The sequence below is a fragment of the Methylobacterium sp. DB0501 genome (assembly GCF_011043735.1).
Lineage (GTDB): Bacteria > Pseudomonadota > Alphaproteobacteria > Rhizobiales > Beijerinckiaceae > Methylobacterium > Methylobacterium alsaeris.
Genome location: NZ_JAAKGV010000002.1, coordinates 137,565 through 160,993, shown reverse-complemented (window position 1 = coordinate 160,993; position 23,429 = coordinate 137,565). Strand labels below are relative to the sequence as shown.

At 72.0% G+C, this 23,429-nt stretch carries 21 protein-coding genes; 7 read left to right on the top strand and 14 right to left on the bottom strand.

Annotation, left to right across the window (positions count from 1 at the left end; translation table 11 throughout):
- Nucleotides 1-91 precede the first annotated feature (91 nt).
- From G4G93_RS04595 to G4G93_RS04555, 9 genes are all read right to left on the bottom strand, one after another.
- The gene (locus tag G4G93_RS04595) at nt 92-676 is read right to left on the bottom strand and encodes a hypothetical protein (RefSeq protein WP_165081644.1); all 585 of its coding nucleotides are present in this window, start codon (nt 674-676) and stop codon (nt 92-94) included.
- Between the two features lie 200 nt (nt 677-876).
- Entirely contained in the window at nt 877-1,581 is a 705-nt protein-coding gene (locus G4G93_RS04590) for an ABC transporter ATP-binding protein (RefSeq protein WP_165082053.1), read from the bottom strand.
- The gene (locus tag G4G93_RS04585; protein WP_312891701.1) at nt 1,574-2,305 is read right to left on the bottom strand and encodes an ABC transporter ATP-binding protein; all 732 of its coding nucleotides are present in this window, start codon (nt 2,303-2,305) and stop codon (nt 1,574-1,576) included. Before G4G93_RS04585 ends, G4G93_RS04590 begins: the two co-directional genes overlap by 8 nt.
- A complete protein-coding gene (locus G4G93_RS04580) occupies nt 2,302-3,342 on the bottom strand; it encodes a branched-chain amino acid ABC transporter permease (RefSeq protein ID WP_165081642.1) in 1,041 nt (346 codons plus the stop codon). Before G4G93_RS04580 ends, G4G93_RS04585 begins: the two co-directional genes overlap by 4 nt.
- Nucleotides 3,343-4,221 (bottom strand): branched-chain amino acid ABC transporter permease, encoded by an 879-nt coding sequence (locus tag G4G93_RS04575; RefSeq protein WP_165081640.1) that lies wholly within the window; start codon nt 4,219-4,221, stop codon nt 3,343-3,345.
- A gap of 206 nt (nt 4,222-4,427) precedes the next feature.
- Nucleotides 4,428-5,678, bottom strand: coding sequence for an ABC transporter substrate-binding protein (locus tag G4G93_RS04570; protein WP_206289520.1), 1,251 nt, complete (start codon nt 5,676-5,678; stop codon nt 4,428-4,430).
- Nucleotides 5,679-5,840: 162 nt separating this feature from the next.
- Nucleotides 5,841-6,641 carry a putative hydro-lyase gene (locus G4G93_RS04565; RefSeq protein ID WP_165081638.1) on the bottom strand — a complete coding sequence of 267 codons (801 nt, stop codon included), beginning with the start codon at nt 6,639-6,641 and terminating at the stop codon, nt 5,841-5,843.
- A gap of 146 nt (nt 6,642-6,787) precedes the next feature.
- On the bottom strand, nt 6,788-7,684 hold the full coding sequence (locus tag G4G93_RS04560) for a LysR family transcriptional regulator (protein WP_165081636.1): 897 nt from the start codon (nt 7,682-7,684) through the stop codon (nt 6,788-6,790).
- 82 nt (nt 7,685-7,766) lie between these two features.
- Entirely contained in the window at nt 7,767-8,393 is a 627-nt protein-coding gene (locus G4G93_RS04555; RefSeq protein WP_165081634.1) for an FMN-binding negative transcriptional regulator, read from the bottom strand.
- Between the two features lie 113 nt (nt 8,394-8,506).
- Here G4G93_RS04555 and G4G93_RS04550 point away from each other — a divergent pair, with 113 nt between their 5' ends.
- The gene (locus tag G4G93_RS04550; RefSeq protein WP_312891729.1) at nt 8,507-9,976 is read left to right on the top strand and encodes a PLP-dependent aminotransferase family protein; all 1,470 of its coding nucleotides are present in this window, start codon (nt 8,507-8,509) and stop codon (nt 9,974-9,976) included.
- A gap of 320 nt (nt 9,977-10,296) precedes the next feature.
- On the opposite strand, the gene G4G93_RS04545 is transcribed toward G4G93_RS04550, so the two are convergent.
- A complete protein-coding gene (locus tag G4G93_RS04545) occupies nt 10,297-11,358 on the bottom strand; it encodes an HD-GYP domain-containing protein (RefSeq protein WP_165081632.1) in 1,062 nt (353 codons plus the stop codon).
- A 441-nt stretch (nt 11,359-11,799) separates the two neighbouring features.
- Here G4G93_RS04545 and G4G93_RS04540 point away from each other — a divergent pair, with 441 nt between their 5' ends.
- The 3 genes from G4G93_RS04540 (at nt 11,800) to G4G93_RS04530 (ending at nt 17,490) form a co-directional block, all read left to right on the top strand.
- A complete protein-coding gene (locus tag G4G93_RS04540; RefSeq protein WP_165081629.1) occupies nt 11,800-13,476 on the top strand; it encodes a methyl-accepting chemotaxis protein in 1,677 nt (558 codons plus the stop codon).
- Between the two features lie 806 nt (nt 13,477-14,282).
- A complete protein-coding gene (locus G4G93_RS04535; RefSeq protein WP_165081628.1) occupies nt 14,283-15,656 on the top strand; it encodes an MFS transporter in 1,374 nt (457 codons plus the stop codon).
- Between the two features lie 184 nt (nt 15,657-15,840).
- Nucleotides 15,841-17,490: an OFA family MFS transporter gene (locus tag G4G93_RS04530; protein WP_165081626.1), complete on the top strand. Its 1,650-nt coding sequence runs from the start codon at nt 15,841-15,843 to the stop codon at nt 17,488-17,490.
- Nucleotides 17,491-17,528: 38 nt separating this feature from the next.
- Here G4G93_RS04530 and G4G93_RS04525 read toward each other — a convergent pair whose 3' ends face one another.
- The 3 genes from G4G93_RS04525 to G4G93_RS04515 form a co-directional block, all read right to left on the bottom strand.
- A complete protein-coding gene (locus G4G93_RS04525; protein ID WP_165081624.1) occupies nt 17,529-17,711 on the bottom strand; it encodes a hypothetical protein in 183 nt (60 codons plus the stop codon).
- 180 nt (nt 17,712-17,891) lie between these two features.
- Nucleotides 17,892-18,293: an SWIB/MDM2 domain-containing protein gene (locus tag G4G93_RS04520; RefSeq protein ID WP_165081622.1), complete on the bottom strand. Its 402-nt coding sequence runs from the start codon at nt 18,291-18,293 to the stop codon at nt 17,892-17,894.
- Between the two features lie 167 nt (nt 18,294-18,460).
- A complete protein-coding gene (locus G4G93_RS04515) occupies nt 18,461-19,480 on the bottom strand; it encodes an aldo/keto reductase (RefSeq protein ID WP_165081620.1) in 1,020 nt (339 codons plus the stop codon).
- Between the two features lie 351 nt (nt 19,481-19,831).
- On the opposite strand from G4G93_RS04515, the gene G4G93_RS04510 reads away from it, so the two are divergent.
- From G4G93_RS04510 to G4G93_RS04500, 3 genes are all read left to right on the top strand, one after another.
- Nucleotides 19,832-20,986 (top strand): MFS transporter, encoded by a 1,155-nt coding sequence (locus G4G93_RS04510; RefSeq protein ID WP_165082047.1) that lies wholly within the window; start codon nt 19,832-19,834, stop codon nt 20,984-20,986.
- Between the two features lie 197 nt (nt 20,987-21,183).
- Complete coding sequence (locus tag G4G93_RS04505) at nt 21,184-21,939, top strand: hypothetical protein (protein WP_165081618.1); 756 nt, start codon at nt 21,184-21,186, stop codon at nt 21,937-21,939.
- A gap of 135 nt (nt 21,940-22,074) precedes the next feature.
- A complete protein-coding gene (locus G4G93_RS04500) occupies nt 22,075-22,749 on the top strand; it encodes a sigma-70 family RNA polymerase sigma factor (protein WP_165081616.1) in 675 nt (224 codons plus the stop codon).
- Between the two features lie 3 nt (nt 22,750-22,752).
- On the opposite strand, the gene G4G93_RS04495 is transcribed toward G4G93_RS04500, so the two are convergent.
- The gene (locus G4G93_RS04495) at nt 22,753-23,040 is read right to left on the bottom strand and encodes a hypothetical protein (RefSeq protein ID WP_206289518.1); all 288 of its coding nucleotides are present in this window, start codon (nt 23,038-23,040) and stop codon (nt 22,753-22,755) included.
- Nucleotides 23,041-23,429: the final 389 nt, after the last annotated feature.

The following is a 23,429-nucleotide window of genomic DNA, read 5'->3' as shown; positions in this document are numbered from 1 at the left end:
TCCCGGGTTCTCGGCTGCGCCGAGCCCCGGGACGCCCCTGTGAGACGGGAAGGCAGGGCCTCGCCCCGCCCTCCTCCTTCGGCAAATCCCGTCAGACCTCGAAATCCCCCGGCGCGATATCAGCGCTGCGCAGGAAGATCTGCAACGCCGGCTGCATCGACCGGTGCAGGTGGGGCAGATCCTCCCGCGGACCGCCGAGGGCCCGGGTCATCGCCTCCTCCAAGGCCCCCGCACCGTAAGGCGCGCTCGCATCGACCGCCGGCACGCTCCGTGCCTCGTCCCAGCCCATGGCGAGATGCCGGATCAGGGCGATGTGCTCGGGACCCACCTCGAACACGATCTGCTCGGGTGAGGTGCCGGCCGCCTCGTCGCGAAAGACGTCGGAGACGTGGGACATGTCGAGCTTGGTCAGCGGGTTGTGGTAGCCGTAGCGGCCCGGCTTCAGCTGGGCATGGCGCAGGAAGGCGACCAGCGCCTCGCCCACCGCCCGATGCTCCTCGGCCGCACCCTCGTCGTCGCCCGTGACGTTGGCGATGTCGCCGTCGCGGTCGAGGCTGCCGTAGGGGGCGTCCGGATGGATCACCGGGGCGCCCGGCCCCGCCGGATCCCAGGCCACGGCCAGCCGCCGGATCAGGGCGATGCGCTCAAGCGTGATCTCGGTGGTGCGGCTGGTCATCGCTGGGTCTCCGTGCGGAGCCCTCTGTAGAGCATCGGGCGGGTGGGCGGGAGTCTCCGGCATCCGGCCCGCCGCCTCGCTTCCCGCCCGACGGAACGACACCCTTCCGCGTCATCCCGGAGCCGCGCAGCGGAACCCGGGATGACGCGGAGGGTGGCAGATCGGGGGTCTGTTCGATCGGCTCACGCGCCGAAGAGAGCTCAAATCCCGAGATAAACCCGCCGCACCTCCGGATCGTCGCGCAGCGTCGCCGCCGGCCCGGCGAGCATCAGGCGGCCGGTCTGGAGCACGTAGGCGCGGTCGGCGATGCTCAAGGATTCGGCCAGGCGCTGCTCGACCAGCAGGATCGTCGTGCCCGAGGCGCGGATCGCCTCGACGGCGGAAAAGATCTCGTCGACGAGCTTGGGCATGATGCCCTGCGACGGCTCGTCGAGCATCAGGAGGCGCGGCCGGGTCATCAGGGCGCGGCCGATGGCGAGCATCTGCTGCTCTCCCCCCGAGAGGGTGCCGGCCCGCTGCGGCAGGCGCTCCTTGAGGCGGGGAAAGAGCGAGAACACCCGCTCCAGCGGCGCCTCGCGGTCGGCGGCCTTGCGGTGGAGGTAGCTGCCGAGCCGCAAATTGTCGGAGACGGACAGGCGCGGAAAGAGCCGCTTGTTCTCCGGCACGTAGGCGATGCCCTTGGCGGTGATGGCGTGGCCCGGCAGCCCGTCGATGCGGGCGCCGTCGAACACGACCTCGCCGGAGCGGGGCCGCTCCATCCCGGCGATCGACTTGAGCAAGGTCGACTTGCCGGCGCCGTTGGCGCCCGCCACGACGACGATCTCGCCCGTGTCGACCTCGATCGAGACGCCCTGGATGGCGAGCAGGCCCTGATAGGCGGTGGAGAGCGCGCGGACCTCAAGCAGCACGATGGCGCTCCCCCAGATAGGCGGTGATGACGCCCTCGTGGCGCACCACCTCGGTCGGGTGGCCCTCGGCCAGCACGCGGCCGAGATGCAGCACCACGGCGCGGTCGACCAGCGGCATCACCACCTCCATGACGTGCTCGACCATGATGACGGTGACGCCGCTTGCCGCCACCTTGCGGATCAGCTCGACGCCGGCCTTGGCCTCGCTGGGGGTGAGCCCCGTCAGCACCTCGTCGAGGAGGAGGAGCTTCGGCTCGGTGGCGAGCGCCCGGGCGACTTCGAGGCGGCGCTTCTCCGGCGGCGTCAGCTCTCCCGCCACGGCCTCGGCCCGATGACTGAGCCCCGCGAAGGCCAGGGTTTCGAGGGCGACGCGGCGGGCCGCGGCGGCGCCGGCGTGGCGGGCGAATCCGCCGACGATGACGTTCTCGAGCACGTTCATCGAGTCGAAGGAGCGCGGCACCTGGAAGGTGCGGGCGATGCCGCGCCGGCAGCGCTCGGGGGCGGGGAGATCCGTGATGTCCTCGCCCCGGAAGAAGATCCGGCCCTCGCTCGGCCGGTAGGTGCCGGAGATCAGGTTGAACAGGGTCGACTTGCCGGCGCCGTTCGGCCCGAGCAGCCCGAGGATCTGGCCCTCCGGCACGTCGAGGCTGACATCCGCGTTGGCGACGAGGCCGCCGAAGCGGAGCGTGACGTGGTCGATGCGCAGCAAAGGTTCGCTCACGGAGTGGCCTCCTCGTTGCGGGCCTTGCGGGTGCGGCGGAACAGGCTGAGCACGCCCTCGGGCCGGGCGAGCGCCACCACCATCACGAGGACGCCGTAGAGCATCAGGTCGAGGCCGTTGCCGCTGCCGCCGAGATAGGAGCGGCTGATCTCTGTGAGCGGGATCAGGATCGCCGCCCCCACGAGCGGCCCCCACAGGGTGCCGATGCCGCCGAGCACCGCCGGCAGGGCGAAGAGCAGCGAGAAGCGGAAGCTCATCACGCTCTCGGGATCGATGTAGGAGACGTAAGCGGCATAGAAGCCGCCGCCGATGGCGGTGAAGAAGGCCGAGACGGCGGCGGCCGCCATCTTGGAGCGAAACACCTCGACGCCGAGGCTCTCGGCGGCCTGGGCGTCGTCCTTGACCGCGCGCCACCAATACCCCCAGCGCGAGCCCTCGATCAGCCAGGTCACGAACCAGACCACGGCGAGGAAGCCGACGGCGAAGTGGACGTAGGGGATCTTGTCGCGGGCGAACTGGAGCGTCCACCAGGAATCGGGGTTGAACGGCCACTGGATGCCCATGGCGCCGCCGACGAAGTCCCAGTTGTGGACGAGCAGCAGGCCGATCTCCGCGATCACGATGGTGGCGATCGAGAAATAGTGGCCGGCCAGGCGAAAGCACGGATAGCCGAGGATCAGCGCTACCGCCGCCGAGAGGGCGCCGCCGGCCAGCATGCCGAACCACGGCAGCACGCCGTAATTCACGAACAGCACCGAGGTCGCGTAGGCGCCGAGGCCGAAATAGAGCGCGTGGCCGAGCGAGACCTGGCCGCAATAGCCCCCGAGGATGTTCCAGCTCTGCGAGAGCGCGGCGTACATCAGGGTCAGGATCAGGACGTTCTGCAGGTAGACGTCGCGGATGCCGTAGGGGAGCGCGGCGAGGCCGGCGAAGACCAGGGCGGCGACGACCAGCTTGCGCCGGCGCCTGGCCGCGTAGCTCGCCTCGGCGCGGGCGAGGCTCGCTCCCGGCGCGAGGGCGGTGGTCAGCGTGGTCATCTAGAGCCTCCCGAACAGGCCTTGCGGCCGCACGAACACCACCGCGAGGTAGAGGGCGTAGACGCCGACGGATTTCAGCGCCGGCGGCAGGATCACCGCCGTGAAGGCCTCGACGAGGCCGACGATGATCCCGGCGACCAAGGCGCCCGCCACGCTGCCGAAGCCCCCGAGCGCCACCGTGACGTAGGCGATGAGCGCGAAGCTCGCGCCGACCTGGGGGTGGATGTAGTAGAAGATCGCCAGCACGGCGCCGGCGAGGCCGACGAGGGCGGCCCCCAAGCCCCAGCCGAGGGCGAAGACCCGGTTGCGGTCGATGCCCACCAGCGCCACCGCGCCCTGGTCCTCGCGCGTCGCCTCCAGCGCGCGGCCGAAATCGGTGCGGCTCATCAGCAGGTGCAGGCCCCCGAAGGCGGCGAGCGAGACGAAGGCGCCGAAGATCTGCGGCCAGGGCAGGAAGACGCCGCCGAGATCGAGGGTGCGCCCGCCGAGCCACGTGTTCTGGACGTTGCGGTAATCCGGCGTGAACAGGTACTGGGCGGCGCCCTGGAGCAGGATCGCGAGCCCGAAGGTCGCGAAGATCTGCACCATGCCCTGGTTGGCCTTGGCCCGCATGGCGAAGCGCACCACGCCCATATAGGCGGCGGCGCCGAGCACGAAGAGCAGGCCCGCGACCAGCGGCATCAGCACCACCGGGTCGAGATGGGTCACCAGCACCAGCCCGAAGGTCGCGTACATGGCCAGCATCAGGAACTCGCCATGGGCGAAGTTCACAACGTCCATCAGGCCGAAGATCAGCGAGAGTCCGACCGCGATCAGGGCGTAGATCAAGCCCATCAGGAGGCCGCTCGCCAGCACCTGCACCAGGGCTTGCGTCGTCATGGGGAAAGGGGCTCCGGGTGGGGGCTTCCGGAAGGTGCGAACGAGCACCGTCGCATCAGAAGGGAACGCCTCCCCTCCCCCTTGTGGGGGAGGGGTAAGGGGGGTCGAAGATCCCGCGTGGGGTGGTGCAGGAGGCACCGCCGAGCCATACGCGGCACCACCCCCACCCCTGACCCTCCCCCCCAAGGGGGAGGGGAAGAGTCCGCTCACGCGTTCATCGGCCACTTCGCCGGCGCCGCCGCGGCGGCTTCCGGGAAGACCGTGACGAACTTGTCGCCGACCCATTGCAGCAGCACCGGGTCGGCGAAGGTGTTCTGGCCGTCGGGACCGAAGGCCACCTTGGTCCAGGGCATCACCGTGCGGGTGCCCGGAATGTCGGTGGCGGCGAGCGCGGCACGGATCTTCTGGCCGTCGGTCGAGCCGGCGCGGTCGAGGGCGTCGGCCAGCACGACCATCGCCATGAACTGGCGCGAGGAATTGTCGTTGAGGTCGCGGCCGGCCCGTGCCTTGTACATGTTGTTGACGGTCGCGACCATCGGGCGCTTGGCGGCGAGGTCGAGGGAGAAGCTGCCGCGGGAGATCAGGCCCTGGAGCTTGTCGCCGACCGCGTCGTAGGTGACCTTCTCGGAGAAGCCGGCGGCCTGGGCGATGATGCTCTTCGGCTTGTAGCCGAGCTCGGCCATGGTCTTCGTCAGCAGGATCGCGTCGGTGGTGTAGCTCGTCGGCAGCAGAACGTCGGCGTTCGCGGTCTTGAGCTGCTGCACCTCGGCGGTCAGCGAGGGCGAGTTGCTCTTGTACTTCACGTCGGCGACGAGCTTGTAGCCGCGCTCGGCCGCCAGCTTGCGCTGCACCGTGGACGAATCGACGCCGTAGATCGTATCCTCGAAGAAGAGGGCGACGGAATCGACCTTCTGGCCCTGCTTGCGCTGGGAATCCAGGAAATCGAACATCGCGGTCGAGAACATCTCGTCGTGGGCGGCCGGGCGGAAGAAGTACTTCAGGCCCTTGCGGTGCAGGCTCGGCGACGAGGAATCGGCGCAGACGAAGGGCACGCCGTAGCGCTCGGCGGTGGCGCTGACCGTGGCCGAGACCGCCGACTGGTAGCAGCCGACGAGGGCCGAGACCTTGTCCTGGGTGATGAGGCGCTCGGCCTCGGCGCGCCCTTTCTGCGGGTCGGCCTGATGGTCGGCGAAGACGAGGCGGATCTTCGCACCGCCCATGCCGGCAAGGCCTGCGCCCTTGGCGCCCGGCAGGTCGAGGTCGTGGTCGTTGTTGATGAGGTCCAGCGCCGTCTCGATGGCGTGGCGGGCATCGACGCCCACCTGCGCGCTCGCCCCCGACATGGCGTAGAGCACGCCGACCACCACCTCCGGCGCCGCCGCGCGGGCGGGCGCGCCGCGTGCGGTGACGAGAGAGAGGGCGCCGGCCCCCACCAAGAGTTCTCGACGACGAATCATGCGCTGGCCTCCGGGCGACGGGGACTTCCTCTAAGCCTCATTCCGCCGGCTTTGAAAAGCCCGTGTCGATGCTGTCGCCAGCCCGACGGCGAAAATGATACGCGAACAAGAGTCCGGGATGAATTCAACACGGATCTAAGACGAAAGGATCGGGGACATCTTTCAGAGCACGGCGAACTCGCTGTTGCGGCGGTCGGTAATCAGCATGCAGCCCGGCGCATGGGTGATGGCGAAGGCCGGCCGCACCGCGGCGATGACCGATTGCGGGGTGACGCCGCAGGCCCAGAAGACCGGGATCTCGTCGTCGCCGATCGCGACGGGGTCGCCGTAATCGGGCGCGCCGATGTCGGGAATGCCGATCAGGTCCGGCCGGGCGAGATGGACCGGCGCGCCGTGGACGGAGGGAAAGCGCGAGGTGATCTGCACCGCCCGGATGGCCTGGGCCGGGGTGAGGGGCCGCATCGACACCACCATCGGCCCGGCGAAGCGGCCGGCCGGCGCCGTGGGGATGCCCGTGCGGTACATCGGCACCCGCACGCCCATCTCGACGTGGCGCAAGGGGAGCCCGTCCTCGGCCATCGCCGCCTCGAACGAGTAGGAGCAGCCGATCACGAAGGCCACGAGGTCGTCGCGCCAGAACTCCGCGACGGACTCGCATTCCGCCACCACCTCGCCGTCGCGCCAGACCCGGTAGCCGGGAATGTCGGTGGCGATGTCGAGGTCGAGGCCGAGCTCCGGGATCGCGCGCTCGCCCTTCGCCGAGACGCCGATGATCGGGCAGGATTTCGGGTTGCGCTGGGCGAAGAGCAGGAACTCCTCGGCGAGGTCGGCGGGCAGCACCGCGAGGTTGCCCTGGACGTAGCCGTCGGCGATGCCGGCGGTGCAGCCGGTGATGGCGCCGCTGCGGCAGGCGAGCCGGGCGGCCTCGCCGCTCATCCGCGCCCGGTCGAAGGGAAGGGTCATCACCACTCCTCTGCTCAAGGATACGCCATGATCACATCACAGGCAGGTAAGCACCAATCGCGATTTCGCATCGGTTTCGATAAGCCCTGCTTATCGCAGCCGGCCGCGCCCCCCGGGGAGGACCGCCGGCTCGTCCGGATGTCGCATCATTGGCGCCACTCGGGCGAGGCGGCGACCTCGCTGGCGAGCCGCGCCGCCGCGGCGGCCAGCCCGCAATCCGGCGTGCTGGCATAGGTGGCGGTGAAGCCGATGTCGGGGAGCGCCGGCGCCGGGGCGACGACCCGCAGCGAGCCGGCCTCGAGGTCCTGGCGCACCACCTCGGGCGGGATCACCCCGATGCCGATGCCCTCCCGCACCATGCGCACGATGGTGGAGAGCGAGGCGTTGCTGTGCAGGCGCGGCGGCGGCAGGTTCGACTGCGCCAGCATCTCGCGCAGCGAGACGTAGGGGTTGGTGTTCTTCGGGTAGGTGATCAGGGGATGGCGCAGGAGGCGCTCCAGGCTCACCTCGCCGGGGCCGAGATCGAGATGCGGCGCGGCGATCCAGGCGAGCGACACGCGGCAGAGCGGCAGGTTCACCAAGTTCGGCATGGTGATCGGCCCGACCAGGAAGGCGAGGTCGAGGTCGCGGTCGAGCAACGCGTCGCGCATGGTGGGCGAGATGTCGACCGCGATGTCGACGGTGACGCCCGGATAGGACTCGTTCATCCGCGCGATGAAGCGCATCAGCCAGGTATGCACGATGGTCTCGGAGACGCCGAGCCGCAGCACGCCGCGCACCGAGCCGGGCCCCGCCACCACCTGCATCATCTCGGTGCGCAGGCGCAGGAAGCGCTCGGCATATGCCAGCAGGTCGCGTCCCTTGGCGGTGAGCACGACCGAGCGGGCGCGCCGCTCGAACAGGGTCACGCCGAATTCCTGCTCCAGGGCGGCGATGCGCTGCGACACCGCCGGCTGCGAGGTGTGCATCCGCTCCGCCGCCTTGCGGAAGCTGCACAGCGAGGCGGTCCAGTAGAAGATCTCCAGGCTTCGCAGTTCGGCCATGCCCCGTCCCGGCTCGTGCACGGGGCATAGTGGAGCAAGGTTCGTACCGGGTGCAAATCCGGGGGCGGCGCTCGCGCCGGGATCAATCCGCCGAGGGGATCAGCCCGGCGACGCGGCGCTCCGCCGGGTCGCCTGCGGAGAGCCCGGCCGCGACGCCGGCGCGGTCCGCCGCGCTGCGGTTCTGGCTCATCTTGCGCTTGCCCTCCAGGCGCGCGATCGGCAGCCTCAGGCCGACGATGCCGCGCAGCTGGCCCGCGATGAACTCCGCCGGGGCGTCGCCGACGGCCCAGGGGGCCGGCCGCGCGCCCTCGTGCCGCTCGGTGAGGCGGGTGACGACGGCGAGCAGGCGGTCGGCATCGTCGAAGAACTCGGCCGTCCCATAGGCATGGACCGCGACGTAGTTCCAGGTCGGCACCACCTTCCCGGTCTCGCGCTTGGTCGCGTACCAGGACGGCGTCACGTAGGCGTCGGGTCCCGAGAAGGCCGCCAGCGCCTCGCCGGAGGCGGGCTCGCGCCATTGCGGGTTGGCCCGAGCGAGATGGCCGTAGAGCACGCCGTGCTCGCCCTCGTGCGGATCGAGGAGGAGCGGCAGCGGCGTGCACAGGAGCCCGGCGGCGGTCGCGGTGACGAGGCTCGCCAGGGGGGCGGCGCGCATCGTCTCGTGCATCGCGGCAGCGTCGGTCTCGCGGAAGGCGGGAGGGATGTACATCGGGGGAGACCTTGCGGAGAGTCCTCGGGGGCGCCATCGCGGTGCGCCCTGGTGCTTCGCCCGAAACCGGCCCATGCTGAACGGCCAGTTCGCAACGAAGAAGGTGGGCCAGTCTGGACGCTTCCGCTCGCACCCTGTCCGTCAGCGCGCGGATCGGCGCCGACCTGAAGGCGCAGATCGCCGACGGCACCTATCCGCCGGGCGCCGCCCTGCCCTCGACCCGGGCCCTCGCCGCCGAGCTGGGCGTGTCGCGCACCACCGTGACGGCGGCCTACGACCAGCTGATCGCCGAGGGCTATCTCGAGACCCGGCCGGGCAGCCGCACGCGGGTCGCCGCCGGCCTTCGGCCCGAGCCGGCGCCGGCCGGGGCGATGGTCCCGCCGCAGCGCCTCTCCGCCTTCGGGGAGCGGATCATGGCGATGCCGCCGGCCGCGGAGCCGCCCAAGCCGGCGATCGACTTCCGCACCGGCGACCTCGCGGGCGACGACTTCCCGGCGCTCGCCTGGCGGCGGGCGCTCAACGCCGTCCTGCTGCGCCGGCCGGCCCGGCTCGCCTACGGCGACCCGCGCGGGCTGCCGGGCTTGCGGGCGGCGCTCCAGGCCTACCTCTGGCGCGCCCGGGGCCTGAGCTGCGGCCTCGACCAGATCGTCGTCGTCAACGGCTCGCAGCAGGGCATCGACCTCTGCGCCCGGCTCCTCGTCGATCCCGGCGACCGGGTGGCGGTGGAGGAGCCCGGCTACGGCGCGGCGCGGCGGGCCTTCTGCGCCGCCGGCGCGGCGATCGTGCCGGTCCCGGTCGACGACGAAGGGCTGCGCACCGGGGACCTGGCGGCGGCCGGGCGGGCGCGCCTGGCCTATGTCACGCCCTCGCACCAGTTCCCCCTCGGCGGCGTGCTGCCCGCCGCCCGCCGGCAGGCCTTGCTCGCCTGGGCGGAGGGGTGCGGCGCCATGATCGTCGAGGACGATTACGACGGCGAGTACCGGTTCGACATGAAGCCCGTGGAGGCCCTGCTCAGCCTCGACCGGGCGGGCCGCGTCATCTATGTCGGCACGGTCTCCAAGACCCTCTCGCCGCAGCTGCGCCTCGGCTACCTCGTGGTGCCGGCCGGCTTGAGCGATGCCTTCGCGGAGGCCAAGCGCCTCGCCGACCGGCAGGCGCCGGGGCTCGAACAGGCGGCCCTCGCCCGGCTCCTGGAGGAGGGCGGCTACGAGCGCCACCTGCGCCAGGCCCGGCGCCGCAACGCCGAGCGCCGGACCGCCCTGCTCGGCGCCCTGGCGGAGAGCTTCGGGACGCGGGTGCGGGTGGCGGGCGCGGCGGCGGGCCTGCACCTCGTCGCCTGGTTCGAGGATGTGCCGGCGGAGCGGGAGGCGGCGATGGCTGCGGCCGCCCGGGCGGCGGGCATCGGCATCTACCCGGTCGGTCCGCTCTACCACGAGGCGGGCGCCCGGCCGGACCGGGCCGGGCTGGTCCTCGGCTTCGCCAGCAGCGCGCCCGACACGATCCGCGCCGGCATCCGCCGGCTCGCGGCCGCCCTCGACGCCGCCGACATCGGACGAGCGCCGGCCTCGGTCCGAACGAACTAAGTACCGGCGATGAATCCATCCTGCAGGATCGGCATCGGCGCCGGCCCGCCCGGGTGTCGCCCGTCGCCGGTCCGGGGCCCGTCGTGCATCGACCATCGCCAGCGGATGTCGCGCTCCCGGGCCGGGCCTCAACGGGACGGCCGCGACGTCGGGCCGGGCGCCTGCACTAAGCGCAACTTCGCGCATCGGCCGGCCGCGGCGCGTCTTCAAGGCCGCCGACCGGAGGCTGCACGGCCCCGGGAGACGATGGAACGGCGAGAAGACCGTCGCGCCGGTCGAACGGGCCGTGGGAGGACACGGCCCGCGCAGAAGCCCGATTCCTACCCGGCGCCCGCCATCGCCTCGCCGAAGGACTGCACCAGGCGGGCCTCCAGCTTGCCGTCCATGGCGGCGAGGATCGCCATCGCGTCGGCCATCGGCATCGGCGGCTTGTAGGGCCGGCGCTCGGTGAGGGCGGCGTAGATGTCGCAGATGGTGAGCAGCCGGACCATGTCGCCGATCGCGTCGCCGACGAGCCGGTCGGGATAGCCGGAGCCGTCGAGCATCTCGTGGTGATGGCGGACCGCCGAGAGGGTCATCGGGTCGGTCTCGCCGCCGGCCAGCAGCACCTCGTGGCCGATGGCCGCGTGGGTGCGCATCACCGCCATCTCGCCGGAATCGAGGCGGCCGGGCTTGTTGAGGATCTCGAGCGGGATGCGGGCCTTGCCGACGTCGTGGATCAGCGCGGCGCGCACGAAGCGGAACTGGTCCTCGTGGCGGAAGCCGAGATGCAGGGCGAACTGCGCCGAGAGCCCCGCCACCAGCAGGCAGTGCTGGTAGGTGGCGTCGTCGTGGGTCCAGACGGTGTCGAGCCAGCGGGCGAGGCCGCCCTCCTGCACCGCGGTCAGGATCGGGCCGAGGCCGGCCTCGACGGCGCCCATCCGGACCGGCTGGCCGGCCCGGGCCTCCGCCATGAGGCCGTTCAGCGCCTCGCCGGCCCGGGCCACTCCCTGGAGCACCGCCGCCTCGGTGCCCCCGGCGATGATCCCGACCTGGTTGGCGAGGGCCGCGGCGACGGTCTGGGGCGGCACGTAGGCCGGAATGCACACCGTCGCCCCGAGGCTCTTGGCGTGGCGCAGCGCGTCCTGGGTCGCCTTGCGCAGGAGGCAGATCACCGGGAGGTTGCGGCCGGCGAAATGGCGCTTGAGCGTCCGCAGGCAGTGGTCGGTCTCGGGCCGCGACAGCGTCAGGTCGGAGACGACGCCGGCGAGCTCACGCCGGTCCCGCCACGTCTCCTCCGGGCCGACGACGTCGCAGATCCCGATCTCCCGCAGGGCGCTCACGATCGCGGCGCTGCGGTCCGGCCTGTCGGTCACGAGGACGAAGGTCCTCACGTCGGGCATCCTGTCCCTCCCGCTCGCCGCACTGCCCCAGCCCCCTTCGAATACAGACCCACTCCCGAACAAATGCTTACAACGGGGCCGCCAGTGAGCCCGCGCGGCGGCCAACAGGACATTCGACCTATCGGGATCGGCGCGGCCACGGGCGTCGCGTTCGCGGGTCCTGCGGATCGGCTGCACGCAACGCGCAGCAGTCCCAAGGGGCGGCGCCGCCGCAGGTTGCTCGCCGCGACCGCCGGACGACTGACCCCTACGGAAACTGACCAACCGTTATCGTCCTTGTAACTGTTAGCGCCGATGATCCAAACGGACCCGATCGTATTGGGGCAGGCTCGACGCGGAAGGCCGCGTGGCGCCGGGCGCCTGCCGATCCTCGCATCGCCGCGACCTTCCGCACCTCGACGATCGGGTGCGGGGGCGTCCACCCTGCTGACAAGGCCCTTCATGTCGCTCAAGATCGCTGCCCGGATCCAGGCCCTGACGGGCGTGGCCCTCGTCGGGCTCGTCCTCATCCTCGGCCTCGCCGCCTACGATCTCGCCGGGGCGATCACCAACGCCCGGGCCCTCAAGACGAAGGACCTGGTGGACGCCGCCCAGGGCATCCTCGTCCATTTCGAGGCCGAGGAGCGGGCCGGGCGGATGACCCGCGAGGCCGCCCAGAAGAACGCCGCCGGCGCCATCTCCGCCCTGCGCTACGGCAAGGACGAGTTCTTCTGGGTCAACGACATGCAGTCGCGCCTGATCGCCCATCCCGATCCCAAGCTGGTCGGCCGGGACGTCAGCGGCCTCGCCGAGCCGTCGGGCCGCAAGTTCTTCGCCGACATGATGCGCAAGATCGAGGCGGACGGCGCCGCCTTCGAAACCTATGTCTGGCCCAAGCCCGGCTCCGACGTACCGGTGGAGAAGGTGTCCTACGCCCGCAGCTTCAAGCCCTGGGGCTGGGTCGTCGGCACCGGCATCTACGCCGACGATACCGCGGCCCAGATCCACGCCACGCTGTGGAACCTCTTCGCCGGCGCCGCCCTGGTGGCGGTCCTGGTCGCCGCCGCCGCCACGCTGATCGGCCGCAGCATCGCCAGGCCGCTGATCGGGCTGTCCGGCAGCATGGGGGCGCTCGCCGCCGGCCGCCTCGACGAGGCGGTACCCGCCCGCGAGCGGCGCGACGAGATCGGCGCGATGGCCGGCGCCGTGCAGGTGTTCAAGGAGAGCATGGTGCGCGCCCGCGCCCTCGAGGAGGAGACGGCTTTGGCCCGCGCCTCGGCCGAGGAGCAGCGCAAGGCCGGGATGCGCCAGATGGCGGACGCCTTCGAGCACGCGGTCGGCGGCATCGTCGGCCAGGTTTCCTCCGCCGCCGCCGAGCTGCAGGCCACCGCCCGGAGCATGACCGGCACGGCGACGCAGACCGCGACCGAATCGACCGGCGTCGCCGCCGCGGCGGCCCAGGCCGCCGCCAATGTCGGCACGGTGGCGGAGGCCGCCGAGGAACTCGGCGCCTCGGTCCAGGAGATCGGTCGCCAGGTCGACGGCTCGGCCCGTCTCGCCAAGGCCGCCGTGGCCGAGGCCGGCGAGACTGCCCACCAGGTCCGGGCGCTGACCGAGGCCACCGCCCGCATCGGCGACGTGGTCGGGCTGATCTCCTCGATCGCCAGCCAGACCAACCTGCTCGCGCTCAACGCCACCATCGAGGCGGCCCGGGCCGGGGCCGCCGGCCGCGGCTTCGCGGTGGTGGCGGCCGAGGTGAAGGAACTCGCCGGCCAGACGGCGCGGGCCACCGAGGAGATCACCGGCCAGATCGCGGCGATCCAGGCCACGACCGGCCAGGCGGCCGGCGCCATCGGCAAGATCACCGCGCGGATCGAGGAGATCTCGGGCGTGGCGACCTCGATCGCCGCGGCGGTGGAGGAGCAGGGCGCGGCGACCCAGGAGATCGTGCGCAACATCACCCAGGCCGCCGCCGGCACCGGCGAGGTCACCCACAGCGTCGCCGCGGTGGCGAGCGCCGCCGAGCAATCCGGCGTCTCGGCCGGCCACGTGCTCTCGGCCTCTTCCGAGCTGTCGCGCCAGTCCGAGCATCTCGGCGCCGAGGTCCACCGCTTCCTCGCCACCGTCCGGGCGGCGTAGGGCCTCGCTGCACCCGACGTTCGCGCCGCCCGGGATCGGATCGATCCCGGGCGGCGTCGTTTCGTCGGCAGGCTTTCGAAGGTTTGCCCCGGCTCACGCGGCATGCCGGAGCGGAGCCGGGCAGCGCGTTGGGGTATCGCTCCCCCGGTCCTCCGCGCTCCACTGACAGACCGACCGGCCGGTCTCCGGGTCGAGGGACCAGGAGGCGCGCAGAACGGTCTTCGACGCGGGCGCGGCGGCGAGGGGACGAACGGCAGCGCCCTCCGGTGCGAAGGGCAGGATGGTGAAGGTCATGAGGCACCTCTCGGGGGCGGCCGTCCGCGCGGCCGGATCCCCGAGGGCGCGCCGTCAGGCGTCCCTGCGAGAAGCGGCCGGCACGAACGGCGCAGGCGATCGACTGTGACTGTCGCTCGGCATGGGGTTGACGGTTCCTGGTCGAAGCGTGGCGGGCCGCGAGACGCGGACCGGGACACGGCGGGCTCCATACACCTCCGACCGGGCCTGTCAACGCACTCGCCCGGGCCACGCCCGCGGCCGAACCGTCCGGGATCTCCGCCTCTCGCGCAGGGCCGGGATGAGGTCGGGGACAGATGTGGGGATCGCGGCTTTGGGCTAGAGCACCGTCCGGCGGGGTGGATCGCGGTCGGCCACGGAAAGTGCGGCATAATCGGAATTCTAAGCAGACTTGCGTTGGCAGGCCAACGCTTCGTCCGTTGAGACTTTTGTTCTGTCGCAGATTTTTGTCGCAAAACCGGCAACCACTTTTGCGAAATCTGTTTAGGGCGACGACGGGGAGCGCGGAACCGATGACGGGAGCGGCGGGGCCGGTGGCGGCGGAGGCGGCCGACGGCCTGCCGGGCCGGGAGAGGCTGTGGGCGATGCTGGCGATCGGCATCGCCATGTCGATGGCGGTACTCGACGGCGCCATCGTCAACGTCGCCCTGCCGGTGATGGCCAAGGACCTTCAGGTCAGCCCGGGCGCCGCGATCTTCATCACCAACGGCTACCAGCTCGCAGTCACCGCCGCCCTGCTGCCGCTGGCCTCCCTCGGCGACATCCTCGGCTACAAGCGGGTCTACTGCACCGGTCTCGCGCTGTTCACCGCGGCGTCGCTCGCCTGCGCGTTCGCCGGCTCGCTGCCGGTGCTGGTCGGTGCCCGCATCGTTCAGGGGCTCGGTGCGGCCGGGATCATGAGCGTCAACATCGCGCTGGTGCGCTTCATCTATCCCCACCGGATGATCGGGCGCGGCGTCGGCACCATGGCGCTGATCGTGGCGATCGCCTCGGCGGCGGGCCCGAGCGTCGCGGCGGCGGTGCTGTCGGTGGCGAGCTGGCCGTGGCTGTTCCTCGTCAACGTACCGCTCGGCCTCGCGGCACTCACCCTCGCGACCCGGACGCTGCCGGCCACCCACCGCAGCGGCGCCCGGTTCGATGCCTTGAGCGCGCTCCTCAACGCCCTGGTCTTCTGCCTGCTCATCACCGGCGTCGACGGGCTCGGCGAGCCGGAGCGGCGCGGCACGGCGCTCGTCCTGCTGGCGGCGGCGGGGCTCGTCGGCATCGCCTTCGTGTGGATGCAGGTCCGCCTGCCTGCCCCGCTCCTGCCGATCGACCTCCTGCGCATCCCGGTCTTCGCGCTGTCGATGGTGAGCTCGGTCTGCTCGTTCTCGGCCCAGATGATGGCCTACGTGGCACTCCCGTTCTACTTCCAGGACGTGCTGCACCTCACCGGCACCCAGACCGGTCTCCTAATGACGCCCTGGCCGATCGCCATCGCGGTGATCGCCCCCTTCGCCGGGCGGATGGCCGACCGCTATCCCCCCGGCCTCCTCGGCGGCATCGGACTCGTGGCGCTCTCGGCGGGCCTCGCCCTGATGGCCTCCCTGCCGGCGGACCCCTCCCCGCTCGCCATCGCCTGGCGGCTCACCCTGTGCGGCCTCGGCTTCGGGCTGTTCCAGTCGCCCAACAACAAGGTGATCATCACCAGCGCGCCGCGGGAGCGCAGCGGCGGCGCCAGCGGCATGCAATCGACCGCGCGGCTGCTCGGCCAGTCCCTCGGCGCGGCCGTGGTCGCGGTGATCTTCGGTTACCTGCACGCGCGCGGGACGACGACCGTGCTGTGGCTGGCGAGCGGCCTGGCGCTGGCCGGCGCCGTGGCGAGCGGGCTCAGGGTGCGGCGCTGAAAGATCCTGGTCTCGCCAAGGTTCGATCGGAAGCGACGCAACGGAAAGCGCAGCCCCGCCACCCCGACGAAAGGATGATGGATTGAAATCCCATGCTGCCGCGCATCGTCTATCGGGGCTGAAGATCCACTCCTAAACGTAGTGTCCGAATGGCCCGGCACGGGGTCGGACCAGGAGGACGTTCATGGACGCCAGCGTCGTCAACCGCTCATCGGGTGCCGTCGCACCCGGGTTCCTCACCCGCGAGCGCATCGTCGCACGGGCCGGGTTCAACCGCTGGCTGGTACCGCCGGCGGCGCTCGCCATCCATCTCTGCATCGGCATGTCCTACGGGCTGTCGGTGTTCTGGCTGCCGCTGTCGCGGGCGCTGAGCACCGGCCAGCCCGGCCCGGCCGCCTGCCCGGACATGGGCCTGGCCACCGCCCTCGTCACCACGACCTGCGACTGGCGCGTCAGCGACCTCGTCCTGGTGTTCTCGATCGGCATCGTGATGCTCGGGCTCTCCGCCGCCCTGTTCGGCGGCTGGCTCGAGCGGGCCGGGCCGCGCAAGGCCGGCCTCGTCGCCGCCCTCGCCTGGGGCGGCGGCTTCCTGATCGGCTCGCTCGGCGTCTATCTCCACCAGCTCTGGCTGGTCTGGCTCGGGATGGGGCTGATCGGCGGCATCGGCCTCGGCCTCGGCTACATCTCGCCGGTCTCGACCCTGGTGAAGTGGTTCCCCGACCGGCGCGGCATGGCGACCGGCATGGCGATCATGGGCTTCGGCGGCGGCGCGATGATCGGCTCGCCGCTCGCCGACCTGCTCATCACCCACTTCAAGGGGCCGGGGCAGGCCGGCGTGTGGCAGACGCTGGCGATCATGGGCACCGGCTACCTCGTCGTCATGCTCTGCGGCGCCTTCGGCTACCGCGTCCCGCCGGAGAACTGGCAGCCCGAGGGCTGGACCTCGCCGGCCGCCCGCAACCGGATGATCACCAGCGGCCACGTCCATCTCTCCGACGCGCACAAGACGCCCCAGTTCTGGCTGCTCTGGGCGATGCTGTGCCTGAACGTCTCGGCCGGGATCGGCGTGCTGGCGCTGGCCTCGCCGATGCTGCAGGAGATCTTCGGCGGCGCGCTGATCGGCCGGGCCGACGTCGGGTTCGGCCAGCTCGATGCCGGCCAGAAGGCGCAAGTGGCCGCGATCGCCGCCGGCTTCGTCGGATTGCTGTCGCTGTTCAACATCCTCGGCCGCTTCTTCTGGGCGACGCTCTCCGACCGGATCGGCCGGAAGGCGACCTACGCCACCTTCTTCGCGCTGGGATGCGTGCTCTATGCCGCCGCGCCCTGGGCGGCCGATATCGGCTCGAAGGCGCTGTTCGTGCTGTTCTTCTGCGTGATCCTGTCGATGTATGGCGGCGGCTTCGCGACGATCCCGGCCTACCTCGCCGACGTGTTCGGCACCCGGTTCGTCGGGGCGATCCACGGCCGGCTGCTCACCGCGTGGTCGACCGCGGGCATCGTCGGCCCCCTCGTGGTGACGGCGATCCGGCAGGCGCAGGTCGATGCGGGCGTCCAGGGCGCGGCGCTCTACAGCCGCACGCTGCTGATCCTCGCCGGCTTCCTGGCCGTCGGGTTCGTGGCGAACCTGCTGGTGCGGCCGCTCGGCGAGCGCTGGTTCATGACGCAGGCCGAGGCCGCCCCCGGCGCGCATGCGGCCGCGCGCCCGTCCGGCTCGTTCGGCATCGGCCGGGGCGGCCTGACGCCGGTGGCGGCGCTCGCCTGGGCGGCAGTCGGCCTGCCGATCCTGTGGGGGGTGTGGATCACCTTGGGGAAGGCGGCGATCCTGTTCCGGTAGGCCGTCGCCCCGCCCGTAGGGTCAGGCCCATCGGAGGTCTACGGCGCCGAGCGGATCTCGGCGCAATCCCTCCGGCCGCTCGCCAGGCAATCCTCGCGGGCCGCCTCCCGGCGCAGGGTGTTGGCGAGCCAGACGCCGCCGATCACCAGGACGAACAGAAACAGGATCGCCGCGAGGGCGCGGCGGCGACCGGCCTCGTCCGGATCGTGGGGCTTCGTCATGGGAGGTTGTCCGGCCGGCCGGAGAGGCCCCGGATCATCAGGCCCGGATCACGGGCCCCGGCCCGCGGCGGCGGGCCGACCCGGTCCGCGCAGAAGTCGTCATCCAAGGCCTGCATCCCGCCCGTCACGGAACGGATGGCCGCGTCGCGCGGCCATCCGGACGGGAGGAGGCCGCTCGCCCTACTTCAGGTGCTGGGCGAGGTACTTGTTCATCTCGAACATCGTCGCCTTGTCCTTGCCGAACACCTTCCTCAGGTTCTCGTCGGCCAGGATCTCGCGCTTGTTCTCGGGGTTCTGGAGCGAGTGCTTGCGGATGTAATCCCACACCTTGCTCACCACCTCGCCGCGCGGGATCGGCTTGTCGCCCACGATGGCGCCGAGTTCGGGAGTCGGCTGCAGCGGCTTCTGGAGGGCGTTCGGCTTGTCGCCGGATTTCGGCGCCGCGACCTTCTTCCCCTTGCCCTCGTCCTTTCCGTCGTCCTTGGTCTCCTTGGCCGCCGCCTTCGGGGCGGCCTTGGCGGCCTTGGGAGCGGCTTCGGGCTCGGCTTTCGTCTCGGCCTTCTTGGTGGTCTTGGTCGCCATCGGTCTCCTCCGGTCTGCAACCCGTCTCCCAGGGTCGAACAGTGGACATGCCTGGGCACATAGCGTCAACAACTAAGCCGTGCGCGGCGCGTTCCAAGAGGAAATCGCCATCCGACCGGCGTCATCCACATCGATAACGCCGTTAGCCTGACACCGGCGAGCGTGGCTCAGTCGAGAGCCGCCGTCCAGGTGGTTCGTCCTTCGAGCGGATAGGCCGGGTCGGTGTAGCCCGGGGTCGAGGGGTGGCCCGCCGGCACCAGGCGGTCGACCAGGGCCTCGTCCTCGGGCGTGAAGCGGTAGCCGAGGGCGCCGGCATAGGCCTGCCACTGGGCGAGCGTGCGGGGTCCGGCGATCACCGCCGTGACGGCACGGTTGTTGAGCACCCAGGCCACCGCGAAGTCGATCACCGAGGCGCCTTTGCCTTCCGCATGCGCCTTCAGCGCCCCGGCGATGCGCAGGCTCTCGGGCCGCCACTCGGTCTGCATCATCCGGGTGTCGCCGCGCCCGGCGCGGGTCCCCTCGGGCGGCGCCTCGCCGGGGCGGTACTTGGCGGTCAGCACCCCGCGGGCGAGGGGCGAGTAGGGCACGACGCCGAGGCCGTAATGCGCGCAGGCCGGCAGGTGCTCGACCTCGGGCATCCGGTTGAGAGCGTTGTAGTAGGGCTGGCTCACCACCGGCCGGTCGATGCCGTGCTCGTCGCACAGGCGGCAGATCTCGGCGATCCGCCAGGCGCGGTGATTGGAGACCCCGAAATACCGCACCTTGCCGGCCCGGATCAGGTCGGCCATCGCCCGCACCGTCTCGGAGAGCGGCGTGTCGTGGTCCTCCTTGTGGAGGTAGTAGAGGTCGATGCTGTCGGTGTTCAGCCGCCGCAGGCTGGCCTCGCAGGCCCGGACGACGTGGGCCCGCGACAGGCCGCGGTCGTTCGGGCCCGTCCCCGTCGGGTTCGCCACCTTGGTGGCGAGCACCCAGGCGTTGCGGTCGCGGGCGATGGCCCGGCCCACCACCTCTTCCGAGCGGCCCTCCGTGTAGACGTCGGCGGTGTCGATGAAGTTGACCCCTTGCGCGCGGGCGTCGGCCACGATGCGCTCGGCCTCGTCGTCGGGAGTCGGCCCGCCGAACATCATCGTGCCGAGACAGATTTGCGAGACCTTCAGGCCGGACCGGCCGAGCGTGCGGTATTCCACAGGCGTTCCTCCTGATGACGGCCTTCGTCCCGACGAGGGCCTTTGCCCCGACAACGGCCTTCGCCGCGGCGACGGTCGTGGTCCCGGCGACGGTCCCTGCCCGAAAATGGCGTTTGCGTGACCGTTGCGGCGCATCCGCACCGGCCGGTCGTCGCAGTGTGGATGCCGGGGTTTTCCTCTTCTTCACCCCGTTCGGCAAGCTCGCGTTAAGCACGGAATCGCGAAGCTCGCGTCCATGATCATCGCAGCCCTCTCCCTCGCCTTCTGCGCCGCCGGCGCCCTCATCCTCGGCCTCGGGGCCATCGTGGCGGTCGAGCCGCAGCGGGACCACCCGCACGGCGCCGGCCTGCTCTGACGTCCGGGCGCGGCGCGGCGCTGCCGCGCTTCCTCCTCGTCTACGCCGCGCTCTATGCCGGTTACGGCCTGACCACGCCGTTCCTGCCCGCGCTCCTCGGCGAGCGCGGGCTGTCGCCCACCGAGGTCGGCCTGGTGCTCGCCGCCGGCACCGGCATCCGCCTCGCCGCCGGGCCGCTCGCGGGCCGCATCGCCGACCGGCTCGCCGCCGGCCGGGGCGTGCTCGCGGTCTGCGCCGCCCTCTCGGGCGTGAGCGCCCTCCTCTACCTCGCCGGCCACGGCCTCGCCGGGCTGATGCTCGCGGGCCTCGCCCACGCCGCCGCCACGGCCCCGCTGGCGCCGCTCGCCGACGCCCTGGCACTGCCGGCGGCGGCAGCCTCCCGGTTCGCCTACGGCACCGTGCGCGGCGCCGGCTCGGCGGCCTTCATCGCCGGCACCCTGGCGGCCGGTCAGGTCGTGGTCCTCCTCGGCCTCTCGGCCCTGCCGGTGGCGGGCGCCCTCGCCTTCGCGGCGCTGGCGGGGGCGAGCCTCCGGCTGCCGGCGACGGTTGCCGCAACGCCGGGCGCCGCCGGGACGCCGGTTGCCGCAGGCGCCTGGGACCGGCTGCGATCGGGCCCGTTCCTGCGCCTCGTCGCGGTCGCCGCCCTGGTGATCGGCAGCCACGCGGTGCACGACGCCTTCGCGGTGATCCGCTGGCGCGAGGCGGGCCTGAGCGCCACCCTCGCGAGCCTGCTCTGGGCCGAGGCGGTGGCGGCGGAGGTGCTGGTCTTTCTCGTCGTCGGTCCGCCGCTCCTCGCACGGATCGGGCCCGCCGGCGCCCTCGCGCTGGCGGCGGGCGCGGGCGTCCTGCGATGGTCGGTGGCGGCGCTGACCATCGCCCTGCCGGCCCTCGCCGGCATCCAGGCCCTGCACGGGCTGACCTTCGCGCTCCTGCACCTCGCGGCGATGCGGATCCTCGGGCGGACGGTGCCGCCCAGCCTCGCGGCGACGGCCCAGACCCTCTACGGCACCCTCGGCCTCGGGGTCGCCACCACGCTCGCGACGCTCGCCGCCGGCCCGCTCTACGAGCATCTCGGGGCGGGGGCGTTCTGGGTGATGGCGGCGGCCTGCGCGGCGGCCCTGCCGCTGGTGCCGGGCCTGAGGGGCCGGTAGGGCGTGCTCCGCCGCACCGGATGCCGGCCCGTCGCAGAAAATGGCGCAGCATCGAGGACCCGGGGGCACCGTTCGATCGTGTCGCGATCGGACGGTACCGTGGCGGGGCCGCGTCACCTTGCGTCAGGTCGGGGAATCGGATCCATCTGCGGGCCGCGAACCCCCACCGGCCGCGCACGGACGGCGAGGAGACCACGATGACGCCCCCACCGGATCTGCCCGTCTTCGCCTACGACCTGTTCCTCCCGGTCTACCGGCCGCTGCACTCCGGCACCTGGACGGTGCATCACGGCCGGAACCTGCTCTGCCAGGGCTACTGGAGCCCGCCGATGCTGGTGGAGAGCTTCACCGCCTTGATGCGCGGCGGCGACACCTGGATGTCGACGACGCCGATGGAACTCGAGAGCCAGGAGATCGGCGTGCGGCTGGCCCGCGGCCACGTCGTCGTCTTCGGCCTCGGCATGGGCTGGTCGGCGGTGGCGAGCGCCCTGCGGCCCGAGGTCACCGCCGTCACCGTGGTCGAGCGCGATCCCGAGGTGATCGCGCTGCACCGCGAGCTCGATCTCGCCGCCCAGCTGCCGCCGGAGGCGCGGGACAAGCTGCGCGTCATCGAGGGCGACGCCCATGCCTGGCGGCCGGACGGGCCGGTCGACCTGCTGATGCCGGACATCTGGCTGCCGCTGGTCTCCGACGGCCGCGTCGAGGAGGTGCGCGCCATGCAGGCGAACGTGGGGGCCGGACGCGTCTATTTCTGGGGCCAGGAACTCGAGATCGCCCGCCACGCCGTGGCGGCGGGGCGCGCCCTCGACGAGGACGGGATCCAGGCCACCATCGCCGCGCTCGACCTGCCGCTGATCGGCCCCGAACTGCCCGGCTACGCGGAGAGGCTGCGCCAGGCGACGGAACGGCACATGCGCGGGCGCTGGCTGCCGGGCACGGTCCCGCCGTCGTAAGCGCCCGCCTCCGGCGGCATCCCGACCGAAAGGACCGGACACGAGAACCGGCCAAGCTGTAAGAACTAGTACGCCGATACCATTGTAACGGTACGTCCCAACGTGCCTTAAGCGCCGGTCACCGGAGACCGCGCGATGCCGTCGCTGACCACGAAAGACCCGGAATCGGCCGACCCGGAGCGCGCCGAGGCACCGGGCCTGCCCGCCGGCCTCCAGGCCCATCTCGGCGCGACCCTGCGCGCCGCCTACGACGACGCGGCGCCGCCGTCCTGCGCAAGACTGGAAGAGCTGGCCGCCCGCCTCGTCGCGGCGCTCGCCGGCCTCGACGCCGCGCCGGCGGAGGCCTTCCGCCGCGACCTGCTGGAGGCGGTGCCGCGGCTGCGCCGCCGGGCCCTGACCCTGTGCAACAACCACGCCCGCGCCGACGACCTGGTCCAGGAGACCCTGCTGAAGGCCTGGGCGGCGCAGGACCGGTTCGCGCCCGGCACCCATCTCTCGGCCTGGCTCTACACCATCCTGCGCAACAGCTTCTATTCCGAGTACCAGAAGCGGGGGCGCGAGGTCGGCGACCCCGACGGGATGTTCGCCGCGAGCCTGATCTCCCTGCCGGCCCAGGACGGCACGCTCGACCTGCGCGACGTGCAGGCCGCGCTCGACCGCCTGGTGCCGGACCAGCGCGAGGCGCTGCTGCTCTCGGCCGTCCACGACCTCTCCTACGAGGACATCGCGACGGCGATGGAGTGCCGGGTCGGCACCGTGAAGAGCCGGATCAACCGCGCCCGGGCGCGGCTGGCGGAGATGCTGGGCTGAGGCTCAGCGGCCGCAGCCGGCGCAGATGCCGCTGTCGATCCGGTCGTCGACGCGCTCCTCGCGGGTGCGGTCGTCGATGCGACGCTCCAGTCGCTCGTCGGTCCGGCCGGGATGCGGCATGACCTGGCCGACCGAGCTGGTGTTGGGCGCCGTGATGGTCGAGCGCGGTCCGCCCCCGGTCCCGGTCTGGTCGGGAAGGGTCTGAGCCTGCGCCTGGATCTGGGCGAGGCCGCCGGTGGAAGCGAGCGCACCGAGGAGGAGCGCACGGGTGAGCGAACGCGATGCGGGCATGATGGGCTCCTGTCGCAGGCAGGACGATCCGTGATCGGCCCGAGGCGGGGCCGTCCGCAGGTCCAACGCGGCAGGAGGGCGGCCGTTGCGCCGCGCCCGGCCTCCTCAGCGCCGATGGGTGTCCGGCAGCTCGCGGTGGTCGGGGTGACGACCGAACACGCCGACGGCGACCAGGACGACGATGAGCCCGAGGGCGACCAGGAAGACCTGCATGACGACTCCTTCGCACGAGGACGGGCCGGGACCGGACCCCGTGCGCTCCCTTTCAAGATCCGCGCCACCTTCTGGCGGGTGGCCATAACCGCCGCCCCATGACAGCCGGACGACACCGGCGGGACGACAGGCCGGCCAGTCTGCATGCGGGGCGGACGGATTGCCAAGGATTTCAT

Bases quoted from the DNA above. Each gene is read 5' to 3' on its own strand.
- G4G93_RS04595 (WP_165081644.1), bottom strand. From the start codon at position 676: ATGACCAGCCGCACCACCGAGATCACGCTTGAGCGCATCGCCCTGATC.
- G4G93_RS04555 (WP_165081634.1), bottom strand. From the start codon at position 8,393: ATGTACATCCCTCCCGCCTTCCGCGAGACCGACGCTGCCGCGATGCAC.
- G4G93_RS04535 (WP_165081628.1), top strand. From the start codon at position 14,283: ATGACGGGAGCGGCGGGGCCGGTGGCGGCGGAGGCGGCCGACGGCCTG.
- G4G93_RS04505 (WP_165081618.1), top strand. From the start codon at position 21,184: ATGACGCCCCCACCGGATCTGCCCGTCTTCGCCTACGACCTGTTCCTC.
- G4G93_RS04565 (WP_165081638.1), bottom strand. From the start codon at position 6,641: ATGACCCTTCCCTTCGACCGGGCGCGGATGAGCGGCGAGGCCGCCCGG.
- G4G93_RS04495 (WP_206289518.1), bottom strand. From the start codon at position 23,040: ATGCCCGCATCGCGTTCGCTCACCCGTGCGCTCCTCCTCGGTGCGCTC.
- G4G93_RS04520 (WP_165081622.1), bottom strand. From the start codon at position 18,293: ATGGCGACCAAGACCACCAAGAAGGCCGAGACGAAAGCCGAGCCCGAA.
- G4G93_RS04540 (WP_165081629.1), top strand. From the start codon at position 11,800: ATGTCGCTCAAGATCGCTGCCCGGATCCAGGCCCTGACGGGCGTGGCC.
- G4G93_RS04500 (WP_165081616.1), top strand. From the start codon at position 22,075: ATGCCGTCGCTGACCACGAAAGACCCGGAATCGGCCGACCCGGAGCGC.
- G4G93_RS04530 (WP_165081626.1), top strand. From the start codon at position 15,841: ATGGACGCCAGCGTCGTCAACCGCTCATCGGGTGCCGTCGCACCCGGG.
- G4G93_RS04545 (WP_165081632.1), bottom strand. From the start codon at position 11,358: ATGCCCGACGTGAGGACCTTCGTCCTCGTGACCGACAGGCCGGACCGC.
- G4G93_RS04560 (WP_165081636.1), bottom strand. From the start codon at position 7,684: ATGGCCGAACTGCGAAGCCTGGAGATCTTCTACTGGACCGCCTCGCTG.
- G4G93_RS04575 (WP_165081640.1), bottom strand. From the start codon at position 4,221: ATGACGACGCAAGCCCTGGTGCAGGTGCTGGCGAGCGGCCTCCTGATG.
- G4G93_RS04580 (WP_165081642.1), bottom strand. From the start codon at position 3,342: ATGACCACGCTGACCACCGCCCTCGCGCCGGGAGCGAGCCTCGCCCGC.
- G4G93_RS04525 (WP_165081624.1), bottom strand. From the start codon at position 17,711: ATGACGAAGCCCCACGATCCGGACGAGGCCGGTCGCCGCCGCGCCCTC.
- G4G93_RS04570 (WP_206289520.1), bottom strand. From the start codon at position 5,678: ATGATTCGTCGTCGAGAACTCTTGGTGGGGGCCGGCGCCCTCTCTCTC.